General features: G+C 50.8%; 15 protein-coding genes. 8 read left to right on the top strand and 7 right to left on the bottom strand.

Features of this window, described 5'->3' with window-relative positions:
• Window positions 1–34: 34 nt before the first annotated feature.
• Window positions 35–1,117: a BMP family ABC transporter substrate-binding protein gene (locus B145_RS0121170; protein WP_018610011.1), complete on the top strand. Its 1,083-nt coding sequence runs from the start codon at window positions 35–37 to the stop codon at window positions 1,115–1,117.
• A gap of 533 nt (window positions 1,118–1,650) precedes the next feature.
• The gene (locus B145_RS0121165) at window positions 1,651–2,334 is read left to right on the top strand and encodes a hypothetical protein (RefSeq protein WP_157288563.1); all 684 of its coding nucleotides are present in this window, start codon (window positions 1,651–1,653) and stop codon (window positions 2,332–2,334) included.
• Window positions 2,335–2,843: 509 nt separating this feature from the next.
• On the opposite strand, the gene B145_RS27815 is transcribed toward B145_RS0121165, so the two are convergent.
• Window positions 2,844–3,584: a substrate-binding periplasmic protein gene (locus tag B145_RS27815; RefSeq protein ID WP_245541901.1), complete on the bottom strand. Its 741-nt coding sequence runs from the start codon at window positions 3,582–3,584 to the stop codon at window positions 2,844–2,846.
• An 838-nt stretch (window positions 3,585–4,422) separates the two neighbouring features.
• Between B145_RS27815 and B145_RS0121150 the strand changes: the two genes are divergently transcribed.
• Window positions 4,423–4,692 carry a hypothetical protein gene (locus B145_RS0121150; RefSeq protein ID WP_018610004.1) on the top strand — a complete coding sequence of 90 codons (270 nt, stop codon included), beginning with the start codon at window positions 4,423–4,425 and terminating at the stop codon, window positions 4,690–4,692.
• A gap of 96 nt (window positions 4,693–4,788) precedes the next feature.
• Here B145_RS0121150 and B145_RS0121145 read toward each other — a convergent pair whose 3' ends face one another.
• The 4 genes from B145_RS0121145 to B145_RS26530 all read right to left on the bottom strand — a co-directional run bounded on the left by B145_RS0121145 (window position 4,789) and on the right by B145_RS26530 (window position 8,628).
• On the bottom strand, window positions 4,789–5,460 hold the full coding sequence (locus B145_RS0121145; RefSeq protein WP_018610003.1) for a hypothetical protein: 672 nt from the start codon (window positions 5,458–5,460) through the stop codon (window positions 4,789–4,791).
• A gap of 212 nt (window positions 5,461–5,672) precedes the next feature.
• Entirely contained in the window at window positions 5,673–6,101 is a 429-nt protein-coding gene (locus B145_RS27810; protein ID WP_018610001.1) for an Imm10 family immunity protein, read from the bottom strand.
• Window positions 6,102–6,437: 336 nt separating this feature from the next.
• A complete protein-coding gene (locus tag B145_RS28870) occupies window positions 6,438–7,328 on the bottom strand; it encodes a CE1 family esterase (protein ID WP_157288561.1) in 891 nt (296 codons plus the stop codon).
• Between the two features lie 58 nt (window positions 7,329–7,386).
• Window positions 7,387–8,628, bottom strand: a complete 1,242-nt coding sequence (locus tag B145_RS26530) for a choice-of-anchor Q domain-containing protein (protein ID WP_018609997.1) — start codon at window positions 8,626–8,628, stop codon at window positions 7,387–7,389.
• Between the two features lie 1,180 nt (window positions 8,629–9,808).
• Here B145_RS26530 and B145_RS0121120 point away from each other — a divergent pair.
• From B145_RS0121120 to B145_RS0121110, 3 genes are all read left to right on the top strand, one after another.
• Window positions 9,809–10,795, top strand: a complete 987-nt coding sequence (locus B145_RS0121120; protein WP_051082638.1) for an endo-1,4-beta-xylanase — start codon at window positions 9,809–9,811, stop codon at window positions 10,793–10,795.
• A gap of 333 nt (window positions 10,796–11,128) precedes the next feature.
• On the top strand, window positions 11,129–12,082 hold the full coding sequence (locus tag B145_RS0121115) for a glycoside hydrolase family 62 protein (protein WP_018609991.1): 954 nt from the start codon (window positions 11,129–11,131) through the stop codon (window positions 12,080–12,082).
• 161 nt (window positions 12,083–12,243) lie between these two features.
• Window positions 12,244–13,545, top strand: a complete 1,302-nt coding sequence (locus tag B145_RS0121110) for a glycoside hydrolase (protein ID WP_026259355.1) — start codon at window positions 12,244–12,246, stop codon at window positions 13,543–13,545.
• Between the two features lie 99 nt (window positions 13,546–13,644).
• Here B145_RS0121110 and B145_RS29415 read toward each other — a convergent pair whose 3' ends face one another.
• A complete protein-coding gene (locus tag B145_RS29415; protein ID WP_245541898.1) occupies window positions 13,645–13,839 on the bottom strand; it encodes a hypothetical protein in 195 nt (64 codons plus the stop codon).
• A gap of 16 nt (window positions 13,840–13,855) precedes the next feature.
• On the opposite strand from B145_RS29415, the gene B145_RS28865 reads away from it, so the two are divergent.
• Window positions 13,856–14,602 (top strand): CE1 family esterase, encoded by a 747-nt coding sequence (locus tag B145_RS28865; protein WP_245541897.1) that lies wholly within the window; start codon window positions 13,856–13,858, stop codon window positions 14,600–14,602.
• Between the two features lie 416 nt (window positions 14,603–15,018).
• Here the strand turns inward: B145_RS28865 and B145_RS0121100 are convergent, their stop codons facing one another.
• Complete coding sequence (locus B145_RS0121100; RefSeq protein WP_018609984.1) at window positions 15,019–15,951, bottom strand: LysR family transcriptional regulator; 933 nt, start codon at window positions 15,949–15,951, stop codon at window positions 15,019–15,021.
• Between the two features lie 110 nt (window positions 15,952–16,061).
• On the opposite strand from B145_RS0121100, the gene B145_RS0121095 reads away from it, so the two are divergent.
• Entirely contained in the window at window positions 16,062–16,949 is an 888-nt protein-coding gene (locus tag B145_RS0121095) for an MBL fold metallo-hydrolase (protein WP_018609982.1), read from the top strand.
• Window positions 16,950–17,102 lie beyond the last annotated feature (153 nt).

The following is a 17,102-nucleotide window of genomic DNA, read 5'->3' as shown; positions in this document are numbered from 1 at the left end:
CCCTGAACCTATTTTCCAACATGGAGGTTTCTCGATGTCGTTTTTGCACACCGTCCTGCGCCTGGCCTCGGCCACGGCCATCGTTGCCACGTTGAGCGGCACAGCCCTTGCCGATGAGCCCTTCAAGGTCGGCTTCGTCTATCTCGGCCCGACGGGCGATCACGGCTGGACCTACTCGCACGACCAAGGCCGCAAAGCAGTTGAAGCCAAGTTCGGCGACAAGGTCAAGGCCACCTATGTGGACAACGTGCCGGAAACCGCCGACGCAGAACGCGTAGTACGCGATCTAGCCACCAAGGGCAACAAGATCATCTTCACCACCTCCTTCGGTTACATGAACGCCACCGAAAAGGTTGCCCGCCAGTTCCCCAAGACCATGTTCATGCACGCCACCGGCTACAAGAGCAGCAAGAACATGGGCATCTACGATATCCGCACCTATGAAGGCGCCTACATGCTGGGTGTGGTCGCAGGCAAGATGAGCAAGAACGGCAAGCTCGGTGTGGTCGGCTCGGTCGCCATCCCAGAAGTGATCCGCAACATCAACGCCTTCACCATCGGCGCCCGCAGCGTCAACCCCAAGGCCACCACCAAGGTGATCTGGGTGAATGCATGGTTTGACCCGGGCAAGGAACGTGAAGCCGCGATGACCCTGATCTCCCAAGGTGCCGACGTGCTCATGCAGAACACCGACTCCCCCGCCGTGGTGCAGGCCGCCCAGGAAAAGGGCATCTACGCCTTCGGTTGGGATTCGGACATGACCAAGTTCGGCGGCAAGGCCCAACTGGCAGCTTCCGTACTGAACTGGGGCGTGATCTACAACGAGCAGGTGGAAAAGGCCATGAAGGGTGAGTGGAAGACCACCGACATCTGGTATGGCGTGAAAGAAGGCGCGATCAACATCGACAACTTCGGCCCGGCCACCCCGGCCGATGTGAAGAAGCTCGCCGAAGAGCGCCGCGACGCCCTCAAGGCTGGCAAGCTGCACCCCTTCAGCGGCCCGCTCAAGGACAACACCGGCAAGGAATTCGTCCCCGCCGGCAAGACCCTGGCCGACGCCGATCTGCGCAAGATGAGCGTCTATGTGGAAGGCGTGGAAGGCTCGATTCCGAAGTAAGCCCCACGGCTTGCTACAAGCCAAAGCATAAGAAAACGGCAGTCCGAGAAACCGGGCTGCCGTTTTTTTATTGCATCCCTGTCGTTCCCCAACGGGGTTGAGAGGGCAACAATGCCAAAGTCAATGACTCACAAAACTCTCACCACATGGCCTCGGGAATTTCCATCACCGAATGTGAGCGTTTTCATCAAACCCCTGCTCGCAGCTTAAACAGGCTGAATCATGCTGGCCTTCCTCATCATAAAGGTGGAAATTCCAACACATGTACGGAAGTGTTTCAACAACCTCTCCTCAAGCCTTGACGACTAATTGGGTATTGATGCAGCATGGAGAGGCTGAGTTCGGCCCATTGCGGCCCCTGGATATCGGGTACCCCAAGCGGACGTTCAGGCGCTTTCACGTCTTGCCCTTCTGTCCGCACTATTGATAAGCGTACACGGACGGACTGAATGTACGCTTTCGATAAATCAATGATTTACCCGGACTTTTGTCTGTCCGTCTACTAGTTAGGCCTCTCGTAGATGTCCTCTATCTTGGAACCGTTCGCCGAAGAGACCGCCGTTCGCGGCTATCTCCGCCTCATGTATGAGTTGGCTATACGAATTGCTCTTGTTGCTCGGGCATGCACCGGAGAACTGAACCTATCACCTCCCTACGCCCGCGAATATTGTTACTTGCAGTTCCGCCGCATTTGCGAACTGGTGGCCCTTGGGTGCCTACAGTTGCACGGTGATCTTCCGGCGGCGAGGTCCAGCGCTGCGAAGAAGGAATGGAATGCAGAGCGCATTATGAAGTTGCTGCAAAGAAACCACCCCCATTCATTTCCTCAAAGTCTTACCCGCACAAAGACTGACGGTGGTTGGCATCTTGAAGCAAACTCAAAACCTAATGCACTAACCTTCACCGAGTTCAAGGTCCTCTACAACAAATGTGGCGAAGTCTTGCATCGCGGAACTATCCGCACCATTGAAACCGAAGCGCCCATTGGAAAACTGGACTACGACGAAGTCATTCTCTGGTCGCATAAGTTAGTAGACCTACTAAACGAACATGTGGTTGCAAGAGCAGATGGCAAGGGGCTTTACCACATCTCCTTGAAAACAGACTCGGGGGGTCCCTCTTGCAGCGTCTTTTCCGGTTTCTCGGCAGGTGCAGTAAATGTCGCCACCTACAATCTGGAGGCTCACGAAGGAGCACCTGAGAGCGATGTGACCTAACCATCGCTTCGCTCGGCTTTCCCAACGCTTTTGCGTTGTCATTCGCAGCACTACGTTATTTGTATCGATAAAAATCCTATTCATGATTAACGCATGGCGAATTCTCGGCATAATCATGATGCGGTGGCTCAAAGCATTTATCCACCAGATTGGGGATGCAGCCGTGTAGGGTGCGCAACTCGTTGCGCACGCGTTCGAACTTTGATTGAGAAATGCCGTCTGTTTGATGCTGTTTTTTCTGCAAAGGCTTGTGGTTTCTCGATTATCACGCGTTCGCATGCTGTGCATGCAAACCCTACAATTACCCCCGCGTGTTGGCTCCGCCCCTGATGTAGCGACACTTTGCAAAACGTGTTGATATCTTTGTCATGATTACATTATTGGCGGGTAGTTGTTCCCAGCCTACGCGCTGAAATAGAACATTGAAAGATGCCTTCTCATTGGGTCAAACGAGGGCAGCAATAGCGCATCAACAATCACTTGCGCAAATACAACGCAAGATCGTTCGCTCAAAAACCGCTGTCCTGGTAGATCCTCCTGAGTGTGCCGTTCTGCTCGATTTTGGCTAAGCCTTTGTTAAAATCGGCGATAATTTGAGCGGCATCGCTTATCTCTTTAGAGACAATCAGATACAGGTAGTTCGTTTCGAGTGGTGGTTGCAAGAACACAACGTTCTGTTTAATGCTTGGAAACTTCTCGGCAATAGCGAATTCGGTGGACAGCTTTTCATCAACAATCAACTTCACCCGCCCACGCACGAACTTTCTCAGATTCTCATCCATGTCTTTAGCCAAGTCGACTTGTAGATTGGCGCTTTGCAAGGTCGTGACAAAGCTATTGCCTCGTACAGCCCCTATCTTGTAGGGCCTCAAATCAGCCGGCTGTCGGTATTCAATGTGCTGATTGGCGAAAGCAATAAAGACAATCTCGTTTTTATAAATGGGCTGCGAGTAGAGAAAGTCCCTTTCCCTCTCTTCTGAGTACCAAGCCCCCACGATCCCCGTCAAAACACCAGCACGCGCCTCTGTCAACGCCCGATTCCACGGCGGGAAAACGTAGCTTGAATCCTGCCCCTGGGCTGCAAATGCAGCACGAGCAATCCTCACCAGCAAACCACCACCAGGCGCGCTGAACGAGCTATAAGGCAACCAATCATCCGAGGCGGCAAAGCAGAGCGGGGATCGCGCCCACACTGATGTGGCAGCGATCAGTAGTCCCCAAAGACAAATGGTACGTACGATCAGGCGCATCACGATGGTTAACCCCTTATCCAAGCCCCGCCATCCGTGCAGGTCAGCCTCAAAAATCAACGACCAGACGTAGCAGAAGCGCCCAAACAACTACAGTCAGTATAGATCGCCATTCCAGCACAATCTCTGACGGATGAATGAAAGGGAATATAAGGCCGGAACCCGAGGCAGATCCGAGAGCTGCAAGCCCTGTTATCGCCTAGTAAGGACCGGAAGCGATGGCGTACGTCAGCGCGTAGATACAAGGCTGAGAGCACAGCTCCCCACAATATATCCATTATTCATTAACGGGGCGGGGCCAGATCAGGCGATCTTCTGAGTCCTCAAAGGCCTGCCAAGGCCGTAACCCGGAATGCGAGAAGAAATAGTAGGTCGGATCAGCCGTAGGCTCCATCCTACGCATGCCATGCGTATCCCGTAACAACCAAGCGTTGGAAGGCGCTACGCTTTTCCGACCTACTCCGGGTTACGGCCTTGCCACTGTGCCAGCGCGCAGGTTGGGAAAGCCGAAGGCGTCTCCCAACGCTTTTGCGTTGTAATTCGCAGCACGGCGTTATTTGTACAGTTAAAAATCCTATTCATGATTAGCGCATAGCGAATTATCGGCATAATCGTGATGCAGTGGCTCAAAGCATTTATCCACCAGACAGGGGGAGTGATGCAGAGTGTGAAATCCTGGCTGTGGAGAGATGAGAAGCGTTGGGAGACGCCTTCGGCTTTCCCAACCTACACGCTGAAGATTGGCGGCTGGAAGTCGGTGTCAATCGTGGGCTATACATAGTTTTGCTCTACAATCTACAGTTCTTAATTCATTTATCCTAAGTCATTTGATCAAACGATGAACTCACCGCAACCTGTTCATGACATTTTTGTTGGTGGAGAACTGCGGTGCCAGTTCCTGGAATCGATTTGGTACGACACGGCCTCTCCGGCGCAGGCCTGCATTGCCTGCCTTCGAGCATTGCGCGATGAGCTTCCGAGAATCGAGATCGTGAGTTTTGGAACGCGGTACAAGATTGAAACCTTGGCAGATTTCAAGGAGTGGGCGAGTAAGATCTTTTCTCCTACTCATAGCAGTTACCAGTGTGACTTCTCCGAGTATCTGTAGCGCACCAGAGTGACGTGATGTACCAGGTCATTTAATGCGTCATGAATACGAAGAGCTTTGAGCGCTTCTTGCGGGTTTCCGCATGCACAGGGATAACTACGGGATTGGTGTCTCTGTAGCAGGCACATCGGGGTCGCGGCAGTCCTGCTCCGCCACATGCTTGGCGTTTGCCAGGGCGGCCTTGAATTCGCCATTCTGGGGGTCAAATGCCAGTTGGTTGCTCAGTTTGTTTTGTACTTCCATACTGTGCTGACAACGCAGACTCCGACTATAGGGGCTGTCATCATCAGAGAGGACGACGACAGCACGCGGGAAATCGGGCAGATAGCGCACGTTGAAGCGGCTCCCCTGCTGTGGATACACATAACCACCCTCAGTCGGCTGCGGGGTAATGTTGAAGTCGCTGGTATCAAAGTAGGTTTGTATCACCGCCCCACCCTGCTGCGGGCGAATCATCACCTGATGGCGCATCACCGGCTGATCGTTGTACATGGAAGAGGTCGATTCAATCGACACAACCGTGGCCGAGCCAGCAATGCCAGAAGTGGCGAGCAACCAGTTGCTTGCAAAATGCCCGGCAAACTGGTTGGCGAAAAAACCGATCACCAACACCGAAGGTATTCCACGTAACAGGGTTGCCACCCGGCTTGGCATTACGGCGGCCACGCCCAAAACAAACACAATCGCTACTATCAACAACGGCAAAGCCACATACCAGTAAGTCCGTGACGCCACCAGCACCGCCGCCAGGCACTGCAAGACCATCATCTTTATACCTCTACCCCATTCTTATACTGATGTAGTGTCTCACACAGGCATTCACCACCAAGGCTGTGACAACAGGCGGAATCTGGATACATGAAAAAAGGCATCATCATGCGATAAGCGCCACAGCCCCAATTAGTCATGATTTATCGACATGCTCACACACCTGAACAGAACGATCGCATGACAGCTCATACTAACAAGGCGCTCAAATACTAGCCGTGAATCACCAAGCATGAAGTACCCGCAAAGATACGCTCCAATTGCTGCCTGAGGCACTCAAAGCGGGTGTCATCCAGGGCAAACTGTACGTCTAATCCTAGGGTTTCCAAGCTTTGCGAGCCTTCGACATTCAGACGCACGACAACCCGATCACGATACAGATCAAACACCGCGATGCCGCCGTAGCAGGACTGGCTCTGGTCATCGCGTTCAACATGGTAGGTTGCCATGTCGAACTGGATATCCTGGGCGTCGAATTCATGAGCACGCTGCAGCAAAAAATAACGGACAGGCGACACAGCCTGATCGGCAAAACAGACAAGCCAGGCATCTTCCTCATCTGTTACCGTGACGCACCCGGCATCAAAGCGGACCGTCATCTCGCCCTGGGAGCCAGGACGCAGCACTTGCTCATCCTTCATATGCAATCGAACCTCTCACAAAATCGCCGCTCCGGTACTGCACGCAACGCCCTGCGGCTCCTTCGATACAAACCGGTCAATCACAGCAGACCGTAGGCAAGGCACCGACCCCCTCACCCTGTGCTTGCCAGCATTATAGGCCCCAAGAAACAGCTCTGGACAATGTTGCAGCACTGTTGGGCAAATTCAGCAATCGCTTGCAGGCAGACAAAGTCTCTGGACAGCCCCTATTACGCAGGAAACAGCCGCCCATGCCAAGTCTCTGCGTCACCAAGCTGCACGGAAACCAATCACACCGCCACATCAGAGCGTTCCCGGGCCTAGATGAACTGTGGTTTAGAAACGGTCAAAAAAGGTTTTGATCTCCTGCGCTGCAAAAGCAGGAGGCCAATGACCACCGCCGTCGTATCCGCACCACACCACAGGGTATTGGGCTTGGCATCCCTGATATTCCATGCAACCGTTTGTGCCGATGGCACGCGTGGTCGTCGTACAGCTGTTCCTGGCGAGATACTTATCCCGTGCCTCTTCCCCATACTTGTAGTCAACCACCGCATCTATTTTCGAGTGCAAAAAAATGGCAGCAACCCTCTTGGATGAATCTGCACAACCACTCCATAGAGATCCAGACATCGGCGCGACAGCTCGGAAAGTATCCCCCATCTCACAACCGATGGCATTGGACATCATGCCTCCAAAGCTAAACCCAGTTGCATAGATATGTGAATTATCAATGCATAACCCCTGCTGGATTTTGGCCACCATCGCCCGCATAAAGTGAATATCCTGGTTATTGCTATTGGCCCACCCATTATCGAGTCCATCAGGAGCTACAAATATTGCAGTGTCACCATAGAGTTCCTTCAGCCCATAAAAGGCCTTGCTACTTGCCCAAGAGCCTCCGTTATACACATCGCTTGCCTGACCTCCACGCCAATGAAGGCCCACGACAACAGGATAGGGATGGCTCTTGCTGTAGGTTGACGGAACGCTGACCCAAAACTCCCGAGTAACCCCATCAGATACCAAAGAATACTTCCCGTCCGAAAACTGTGCAGATGTACCGCAACCTGCGCTGGCATTGGAGAGAGTCCCGCCCGATGAAGAACTGCCGCCCGTAGACGTACTCGCAGAATTATCAGAAGTTGCAGTGGTGGCTCCCGATCCACCACCACAACCTGTTATAAAAATGGCCAGAGCACAACACAGAGCCGCTGTCTTATGCATTTTGAGATACTGCATTACTCACCTTTAAATTAAACTTTCCATGCAATCATCAACTCATCTAGGGCAGCTCTACAGCCCCGAGATCGCACTTGCTTGTGTTACGGGAATTACCGCGCTGATCAATGGATTCGCAATTTGTTCCTGCCTGGAGGAGCGGACTACTTGCAGCAGGAAGCATCGTCCATGTCGGCCCGCCATTATCTGCGGGAGCGCCAAGCAGAGGGTTGGCCGCTGTAATGCTTGGAATACATTTGTCACCGCCCCCAGTGGATGAAGCAGAGAGCCATTGCATGACATTGACACCAGTCCCTGTCGAACTGCATGACATGGCTTGCCCCCACGGATTACCGGCCGAGTTGTCCAGGAATACAGTGTTGTTCAATACAAAATTACTACCGAAGATAGCCCCGCCATGTCCTCCAGCAGAATTGCTGGCAAACGTGACGTTATTGCTTTGGTGTTTATCTCCAAAAATGGCGCCACCGTAAGCTGCTGCTGTGTTTTTATAGAATGTACTGTTGGTCAGCATGCAAGTAGGGGCACAGTCCAGATAAAGCCCTCCACCGTTACCTTCGCTCGTATTAGATAGGAAGCTGGAACGCTTGATATAGATTTCTCCGTTGCTAACACGCATGCCTCCGCCGAGTCCATTACTGTTTCTGCCATTCGGCGAAACAACATTGTTTGAAACAGTCGTCCGCTCAATAATAATTCGATCCGGCGGATATACCCACAAATAGGCTCCGCCGCCGCTACCGTAGGCTTTATTATTGGTAATTTGCGTTCCACATATCTTGATATCGCCACCAATGGCGTCACTAGGGTCTGTTGAGGCGCCGTCTGTACCAATCGCCCCCCCATCGCCCAGCCCTCCGCTTGTCGTTGTACTATTTCCTGTAAATACGGAATTCACAATCGTAAGCGGTGAGAGCAGGCTATAAACAGCACCGCCATACCACGCATTGTTACCTTTAAAGGTACTGCCCGAAATTACCAGAGAACCTGCGGTTCCAACCCCCACAGCACCACCACCACGCCCGGCGGTATTGTTTTCAAATATGCTGTTAATGACCTCGATTTTGTCCATATACGGCCCGGAGACAGCCCCGCCAATTCCAGCCCCGGTCATATCTTGGCTTGCCGTACCATTTATGAAGCGCATATTACGAACAGAAAGAGAGCGATTGTTCGCGGCAACCAATATCCTGTTCTTCCCACCACCATCAAGCGTGATGAGTCCAGATCCGTCAATGACGGTATTTTTGGGAATCGTTATCTCACTGGTCACAGCGATTGTCACTGGTGCACTGCCGCAAGAGAAAGTGATGTGCCCCCCAGTTGATATAGCTGCTTTAAGTGCCGTTTCTGTGCAACTGGCCAAGGTGCCATTTCCCACAACAGATCCAGTACTCGGAATCGAGAATTGCTCCGGTGCATCACAAGTAAGTGTAGTGCTTGTACTTGTGCCTGACGTACTTGATGTGGATGCACTATCGCTACTTGTGCTCGAACTTCCGTTCTCGCTACTGCCGCCGCCCCCGCCGCATGAAACCAGCGCCAGCAAGCCAAAAAAACATACAAGGGAGGACGCAATCAACTTAGGCTTGTAAGGCATTTCGCACCTGTCTTCATGATAATCGGTTGATAGCGTTGAAGTATATTATCACCTGCTTAAATACTCTTCGAGGACAAGGAATTTTCGGACAAACGGCAATGAAAAACTCTGACAGAAAATCATTGCTTATTGAAAATGAAACCGCTTTCACGGTTCAGCATATTCCTATTAACTTACAGAAATCCGACACTTTGGTAAATGCCGTACATCTATTTATGATCGGCCCAGACGAACAAATTATGAATGTAAGCGCTCACAACGCTAAGAACTTGATTCTTAGAAAAGAATAACTGTTGTTTTATTGTTTACGTCGTTGACCAAACAATTATTATGCATATACAGTCAACATAATTTCTTGTCCTGAAAAACGTAAGTAGTTGAAATATATAAGAGTTATCAAACTCCTGGATAAGCAAACATCCTGCGCTTTTAATGCATAGCAGAAACATTCATGTAATTGACAAATTAGTACATACCGAATTCTGCATACGCAATATGAGAAAATTTTATTCGCATGTATATGTAATAAAGAACTTGGTTCCGTAAATTGGACTATAAATATTTCTGCAATAGTTTTAATGTCATCTAAACAGCTTTAATGGCACCGCCACCATATATTCTGTCTCCACATCATAGACAGCTGGTCCGGAAGACCGGCACGCACTAGGTTAATCATGACAAAAGAATTGGACTAATCTCGTACAAGCCAGTCCAATTGGAGCGATGAGAGGGCTTAACTCAAAATTTAGCTAACGCTTAGGAAAGGAGGTTGGCTGTAAGCAAGATTTTGTAGATAGACGGCGCTAGATATGACTTCAGTGAACAAAATATTGATGTGCACAAACAAAACTTTTGGAGAATGACGATGAGATTTTTGAATGGCTCTATTGGTTCGATATTCAAACAAATGTGCTTGGCTGGTTGCGTAGGGTTGATATTCTCCTCTGTACCCGCTTCCGCTCAGATGGCTACCGGCAAGGCCAAATTTGTCGGTAATGTTATTGCTGGCTATGTGCCGTCTGAATATGGCACATATTGGAATCAGGTCACGCCTGAAAACGGGACCAAGTGGGGAAGCGTAGAAGGCACACGTGGCTCCATGAATTGGGGGGCGGCAGATGTGGCCTACAATTATGCCGTATCAAAGGGATATAAGTTCAAAATGCATACGCTGGTTTGGGGATCACAGGAGCCAGGTTGGGTGAAAAACCTTTCCTCTTCTGATCAACGTGTGGAGGTTGAACAATGGATAAAGGCCGCTTGTGCCCGCTATCCGAAATCGTGGGCCATTGACGTGGTGAACGAACCATTGCATCAAGTCCCAAGTTTCAAGAATGCACTCGGAGGTAATGGTACGACCGGATGGGATTGGATCATCACATCGTTCCACCTTGCAAAACAGTATTGTCCGAATGCCAAACTGCTGATGAATGAGTACGGAACAGAAAATGATCCAAGTGCACGCAGCAAATTCAAGGCGATAGCCAAGCTCCTCAAGGATCGTAATCTGATTGATGGGATTGGACTGCAGTCGCATTACTTTAATCTGGACTATATGAATGCCTCCCAGATGAAAGCGACGCTGGATGACTATGCAAGCCTAGGCGTAGATATCTACATTTCAGAGTTGGATATCGTCAATGGTGGCTCAGATGCAGGCCAATTGGCCAAATACAAGGAGTTGTTCCCGGTTATGTGGCAACACAGTAGCGTAAAGGGGATCACCTTGTGGGGATATAGGTCTGGTGAAACCTGGAAAGATGGTTCTGGCCTTTATAGCAACGGCAAGGAGCGCCCTGCGCTGACTTGGTTGAAAGGCTATGTGGCAACAACCAACGCAAAGACAAAATAACTTTGTGTGCTGTCATGCCATCCGGGCATGACTCGATCAAAATCGCGGCCCCCGGAATTCTCTCTGGGGTGCTGCAAGTCGTTTAAATCGATTTTTACACAATGGCATGGTTACTTATCGTAGCCATGTGCATGCACACAGATGGTCCGTTTTGTCGGAAGTTGAATGGTGAAGTCCGGCTTTGTGCAAGGACTTCTCTTTTTGCTCATTGGACAGTGATTGGTTAAGGTTAATGTGAAAGGAGGTATCCGACATTACTTTGGTTAGTAGTGCTGTAGAGCGTAGAAAGTTTCGCATTTTCTAATTAATCATATTAATGCAGGAGGCAAGTCAATGCTGCGGAAACTGTTGGTCGGAATATCATTCGCTATTGGTGCAACCGCTGCGTATGCAGCCACCATATGCGATCTTCCAAAAACCTTAAGCTGGAAATCTAGCGCACCGCTTATTTCACCCAAAAATGGCAATGTTTCGGTGAAAGATCCAACGGTTGTCAATTACAACGGTAAATACCATGTATTTGCAACGGTTTATAACGGCGGTTACAAGTCCATATACATGAACTTTTCGGATTTCAATTCAGCGTCGTCTGCGAATCAAACCAGCTTTAAAGCAGGTGGAAGTTCTACAGTCGCGCCACAAGTGTTCTATTTTGCGCCGCAAAAGAAGTGGTACCTGATCACGCAATGGGGCGGCAGATACTCCACCAATTCGGATATCAACAACGTTTCGGGCTGGACATCGCCACAATCTCTGTTGTCTGGCGAGCCTACTAACGCACTGGACTTTTGGGTGATTTGTAACGATAGCAACTGTTATCTGTACTTCTCAAGAGACGATGGCAAGCTATACATGAGCAAGACCAGTGTCGCCAATTTCCCGCACTTCAGCGGTTATACGACGGTAATGTCTGGTGCGCAAAACCAGTTGTTTGAGGCTTCCAATGTATACAAACTGCAGGGCCTGAACAAATACCTTCTGATCGTAGAAGGTTGGCAATCTGGCCCGCGCCTCTTCAGAGCCTGGACTTCGACCAGTCTGGATGGCCCGTGGACTGCATATAAGACGTCAGAAGCAGACCCCTTTGCAGGCGCAAGCAACGTTTCATTCCCCACTGGCAAATGGACTACCAGTATTAGCCACGGTGAAATGATTCGCGCTGGGTATGATCAAAAAATGGAAATCGATGCCTGCCATATGCAGTATTTATATCAAGGACTCGACCCCAGTTATAGTGGCGCTTATGACGCAGCGCCTTACAAGCTAGGCTTGTTGACGGCTCAGTAGGAAAGGTTTTTTCTGCTACGGATTGTGGGGTGGGAACCCCGCAATCCGGACAGAGTGAAATACCTGGACTTGCTGTTGCTCTGATTGAATACAAACGACGTCAAGGACAATAAGCGGTGTTTTGATCAAAACACTATTTATAATCATTGAAGATGGAGTGCATGATGTTCAAATTCAAAAAGAAAATTTTTCCTGTGCTTTTGTGCCTGACACCACTATTTGCGTGGGGTGCTACGACAGCGGAAGTTGATTACGCAAAAGTAGGACAGACGATTCGTGGCTTTGGGGGGTCGGAAGCCTGGAATGGAGTGATGACTTCAGCTCGGGTCAAAAAATTGTATGGAACAGATAGTGGCAGCCTGGGATTGAGTATCATGCGCTTACGCATTGCGCCAGCCACTTGGAATAGTTCGTCACAAACAGCTGATACCTCTGCATGGAATGCGGAGCTGACAAACGGCAAAGCAGCGCAGGACCTGGGGGCGATTGTTTTTGCAACGCCATGGACGCCGCCAGTGAGCATGAAAGTGGGAAACGATAACCGCTCCAACAAACTGTGGAGCGGCAACTTGGCGACATCGAGTTACGGAGACTATGCGAATTACCTGAAGTCTTATATCAGTTACGCAAAAACAAAAGGCGTCAATTTGTACGCGATATCTATACAAAATGAGCCAGATTGGGATCCACAGAACTATGAATCGTGTTTGTGGTCGGCAGATCAGTTAGCAACTTGGGCTGCCAACTACGGTGCCCGCGCCATTTCAGGATCTACGGTCAAACTGATGATGCCGGAATCCTTAAATTTCAACCCGAACATGTCTGCTGCGGCGCTTAACAACGTGAGTGCCGCGACCAACATCTCCATCATCGGTGGGCACTTATACGGAAGCAAACCAAGCTACCCGACCTTGGCCAAGAGCAAAGGCAAAGAACTCTGGATGACTGAGCACTATTTGGATTCAACGGCAAAAACTGCTACTGCCAGTGCTTGGAGCACTAATCTGGCCGATGCTGTTGCTGCCGCGACTGAAATCCACAACTCCATGGTGGTCGGACAGTACAATGCGTATGTTTGGTGGTGGTTGGTCAACTCCAACGATAGCCAGCCAACCGGGTTGATCGACAACAGCAACAACCCGACCTATTTTGGCACGGGTGTTCAGCACTTCTCTCGCTATATTCGTCCTGGGTATGCACGTTATGACGCAACAGCTCAACCTGCGAGCGGTGTGTATTTATCAGCTTATGCAGGGAGCAGTCATTACGTGCTGGTGATGATTAATGCCAACAATTACTCAGTCAGCCAGCCTGTCCTGATCAAAAACAAAACTATTACTTCGTTGATTCCTTATCAAACCAGTGGTAGTGGGCGATTTGTACAACAAAGCCCGATCACTGTAAGTGGAAATGCCTTTACGGCCAAGTTGCCAGCGATGAGTGTTACCACTTACGTACAGTAATCAATCGTCTATCCGCATATTTCTATGCCAGTTGTACTTTCATTCTTAAGTTTTTGCCAATCCATAATATGTGCGGATAGATCTCAAGATTTTTTTTGACTAGGAGCTTATTATCATGATTTCAACTTCTCTTTTCCGGTCGGTGCCCTTGGTTTTCGCAATGGCTATCCTTGCAACCGGCTGCGGTGGTGGCACAAGCGACACAAGCTCGGCTTCCACGAACAGTACTGCCTTATCGAACAACACATCTTCACTAGAGAGCGCATCGTCCTCCAGCAACAATACCGCAAGCATCTCGGCAGTGTCCGCCGTGTCTAGCAAAGGCTGCAGTTCGACAACCTTGTTTGCCAATGGTAAGTACACTCTGACCTCCGATGGCTTGAGTCGGGAGTTTTTGGTCAGCGTGCCCGCCAACTACAATCCGAAGAAAGCTTACCCACTGGTGGTCGGGTTGCATTGGAGGGGAGGACAAGCGACGGACGTGTATAACGGCAATTCTTGGGCGAGCCAAAAACCCTTTTATGGCCTGAAGGAACTCTACGGCGATAGCGCGATCTTTGTTGCGCCCAATGGGCTCGACAGCGGTTGGGCCAACCCCAATAACCGTGACATCCACTTTGTGCAAGCCATGGTAGACCAACTTAAAAATGGTTTGTGTCTGGATACCTCGCGCATTTACGCAACTGGCTTCAGCTTTGGTGGCATGATGTCCAATGCCATCGGTTGTGAGATGGGCAACACATTCCGTGCCGTGGCGCCGATGTCGGGTTCGCTGTGGAGCGGTTGTGGCAACTCACAAAACAAAGTTGCTGCCATCTTGCTGCACTCCAAGGTAGATTCGGTGGTGGGCTACCAATATGGCGAGGAAGCGCGCGACAAATATATCGCCAAGAACAGCTGCACGACCACCACCCGCGCGATTGGGACAAATGGCTGCGTGGAGTATCAAGGCTGTAATTCCAAGTATCCGGTGGCTTGGTGCGGCTATAACGACGGTGGCCATTGGCCACCCGCTTTCGCAGCCAAGGAAATCAAGACATTCTTCGACCGGTTCTGAGGCTTGGTTCCAGTGGGTCGTACAGCTTCTGCGGATCGATCTGCTGGACCTAAACCATTTGTACAGAACGTATCCCAAAGAAATATCTGCTGCAATTGTCTGAAATACCATCAATAGCAGCTAATACCGAGATGTCTGCGTACGGCAAATCTATCGAGTAACAATCCCCCGGCAAAACCGGGGGCCTTCATTATGTGGGCCGCTCAAAGCTGCTGGCCGGGTCGCTAACGCGGCCCCTATTCTTGCGCCGCCACTGGCGGCTTCGCCTCAATACAGATTGAGCTGATCCAATCGCTCATCTTTCTGTTCCAAAATATACAAAACTGATAGCGATAGAGGTTTGACAAGCGATATGTCATGACCGCATTCTGTGCTTGATTGGGGGCAGATGAGTTGGCAGGCTTATAGCAATAAGATCACATGCCCACTCTTTGAGAGAGTGATAGCGCCAGATCCCATATCGGCACAGGCCCGCCAAAACGCTCAGCAAGAAAGTCCACGAGCAGCCGTAACGCGAGCGGTTGATGTTGGCGGGATAGATAGATGGCATGGATGCCCAGAATCTCCGGTTCTTCTGCTGGCAAGATTTGAATGAGATCGCCTTGCTGCAAATCCCCCCCCACATAGTAGGTGGGCAGCATGCCGATGCCTGCGCCGGACAATACCGCACGGCGGAGAACGGCTGTCTCGTTGGTGTGAAAGCTCCAATTCACTGGGACTTCAATCGTCTCCTGCCCACGTGTAAAACGGTACTGTTTGCCGATCCCGAACGCGTGTGCAATGCAGCGATAGTTGTGAAGGTCCTCCACGCTGCGGGGCGAGCCGTGGCGCTGCAGGTATGCGGGGGACGCACACAGTACGGAGCGGCATAGCGCCAATGGGCGTGTGATCATGGTGGGGTCAAGCGTATTGGTGATGCGCACGGCCAGATCAACCCGCTCGCCGACCAAATCCGCCGCCCTGTCGCCCACCGACAGCATAACTTCGACCTGCGGGTGTTGTTGCTGGAAATCCACCAGGGCAGAGGTCAGTTGCGCATCAGCAAATGAACCTGAGCTGGTGACACGCAACACTCCGGCAGGCTCACGACTACGCTCCGCTGCAATGTGTTGGGCTTCTTCCGCGATATCCAACATTTGTCGGCAGGCGGGTAAAGCGGCAAACCCCGCATCCGTAAGGCTTACCTTGCGTGTGGTACGGTGCAACAGTCGCGCCCCAAACCACTCTTCGATTGCCGCCAGGTAACGACTCACCATTGCGGTAGACATGTCCAAGCGCTCTGCCGCTGGCGTGAGCCCTCCCAGATCGGCGACCTCTACAAATACACGTACAGCGGTTAAACGGTCCATTGCATCGATCCACGCAAAAAATAATCAACTATAACGAACTTTATCTATCCAATCGCAAAACATAAAGTACCTCCTATCGCAAGCCCACTCACTGTTTCAAGGAGATCCACATGTTCAGCCTCAAGCAAATCAGCCGCCTTCTCGTTCCCACCCTAGCCCTGGGCATCGTCGCAACCTCAAGCGCCAGTGCGCAGACTGCGCCATTGACGCTTAAGGTGTACAACGCCGATGGCAATAGTTTCAACGTAAACGCCGTGGTGATCAGCGGAAAGACTGAAGCGGTCGTGATCGATAGTGGTTTCACCCGTGCCGATGCCCTGCGCGTTGCTGCCAATGTGCTCGACAGTGGCAAAACACTCAAAACCATTTTCATCAGCAATGCCGATCCTGATTTCTACTTTGGCGCAGAGGTACTCAAGGACCTGTTTCCTCAAGCCCAAGTCGTTACAACCCCTGCTGTACGCGAGAAGATCCAGACCAAACTCGCTGGGAAGCTAGCCTTTTGGGCACCGAAGATGGGCGCCAATGCACCACATCAACCGATTATTCCGGACGAATTGAAGGGCAATACGCTGATGGTAGATGGCGAAACCATCGAAGTGCGCGGCACGACCGGAGTATTGGCTCATCGCCCTTACACCTGGATTCCCTCCATCAAGGCTGTGGTCGGCAACATCGCCATTTTCGGCAACCTGCATGTCTGGACCGCTGACACGCAAAAGCCTGCCGAGCACCAAGCCTGGTTCGCGCAACTTGACGAGATCGAAGCACTCAAGCCTTTAACCGTTGTACCAGGCCATAGTGCGCCGGGTACGGCACTGGATATCAGCACTGTGCAATATACACGTGAATATCTGCACCGCTTTGACACCGAATCCGCCAAGGCTAAGAACGGCACCGAACTGATCGAAGCCATGAAAAAAGCATACCCGGGTGCGGGACTCGGCATCGCACTGGACATTGGCGCCAAGGTCAACAAGGGTGAAATGCAGTGGTGAGTTTTGCCCTATGCAATTAGGGCAACACGACAAGCAACGCATCCAACCACGAATCAATATTTCTAGCAGAGGCGCATTATAAAATACGCCTCTGCAGAATTGGTTATGCCCCACATTTCAATTTTAGATGCATAGAATAGCTGGGGTGGATGT

It is taken from the genome of Uliginosibacterium gangwonense DSM 18521, from assembly GCF_000373965.1.
Lineage (GTDB): Bacteria > Pseudomonadota > Gammaproteobacteria > Burkholderiales > Rhodocyclaceae > Uliginosibacterium > Uliginosibacterium gangwonense.
Note: the sequence above shows the minus strand (reverse complement) of the source record. Positions and strands in the feature narration are given on the sequence as shown.

What these genes read in the sequence shown, in the direction of transcription:
- B145_RS27810 (WP_018610001.1), bottom strand. Translation starts at nt 6,101, where the DNA reads ATGAAGGATGAGCAAGTGCTGCGTCCTGGCTCCCAGGGCGAGATGACG.
- B145_RS0121110 (WP_026259355.1), top strand. Translation starts at nt 12,244, where the DNA reads ATGATGTTCAAATTCAAAAAGAAAATTTTTCCTGTGCTTTTGTGCCTG.
- B145_RS0121095 (WP_018609982.1), top strand. Translation starts at nt 16,062, where the DNA reads ATGTTCAGCCTCAAGCAAATCAGCCGCCTTCTCGTTCCCACCCTAGCC.
- B145_RS29415 (WP_245541898.1), bottom strand. Translation starts at nt 13,839, where the DNA reads ATGCTTGCGGTATTGTTGCTGGAGGACGATGCGCTCTCTAGTGAAGAT.
- B145_RS0121100 (WP_018609984.1), bottom strand. Translation starts at nt 15,951, where the DNA reads ATGGACCGTTTAACCGCTGTACGTGTATTTGTAGAGGTCGCCGATCTG.
- B145_RS0121150 (WP_018610004.1), top strand. Translation starts at nt 4,423, where the DNA reads ATGAACTCACCGCAACCTGTTCATGACATTTTTGTTGGTGGAGAACTG.
- B145_RS28870 (WP_157288561.1), bottom strand. Translation starts at nt 7,328, where the DNA reads ATGCATAAGACAGCGGCTCTGTGTTGTGCTCTGGCCATTTTTATAACA.
- B145_RS27815 (WP_245541901.1), bottom strand. Translation starts at nt 3,584, where the DNA reads ATGCGCCTGATCGTACGTACCATTTGTCTTTGGGGACTACTGATCGCT.
- B145_RS0121120 (WP_051082638.1), top strand. Translation starts at nt 9,809, where the DNA reads ATGAGATTTTTGAATGGCTCTATTGGTTCGATATTCAAACAAATGTGC.
- B145_RS0121145 (WP_018610003.1), bottom strand. Translation starts at nt 5,460, where the DNA reads ATGATGGTCTTGCAGTGCCTGGCGGCGGTGCTGGTGGCGTCACGGACT.
- B145_RS0121170 (WP_018610011.1), top strand. Translation starts at nt 35, where the DNA reads ATGTCGTTTTTGCACACCGTCCTGCGCCTGGCCTCGGCCACGGCCATC.
- B145_RS0121115 (WP_018609991.1), top strand. Translation starts at nt 11,129, where the DNA reads ATGCTGCGGAAACTGTTGGTCGGAATATCATTCGCTATTGGTGCAACC.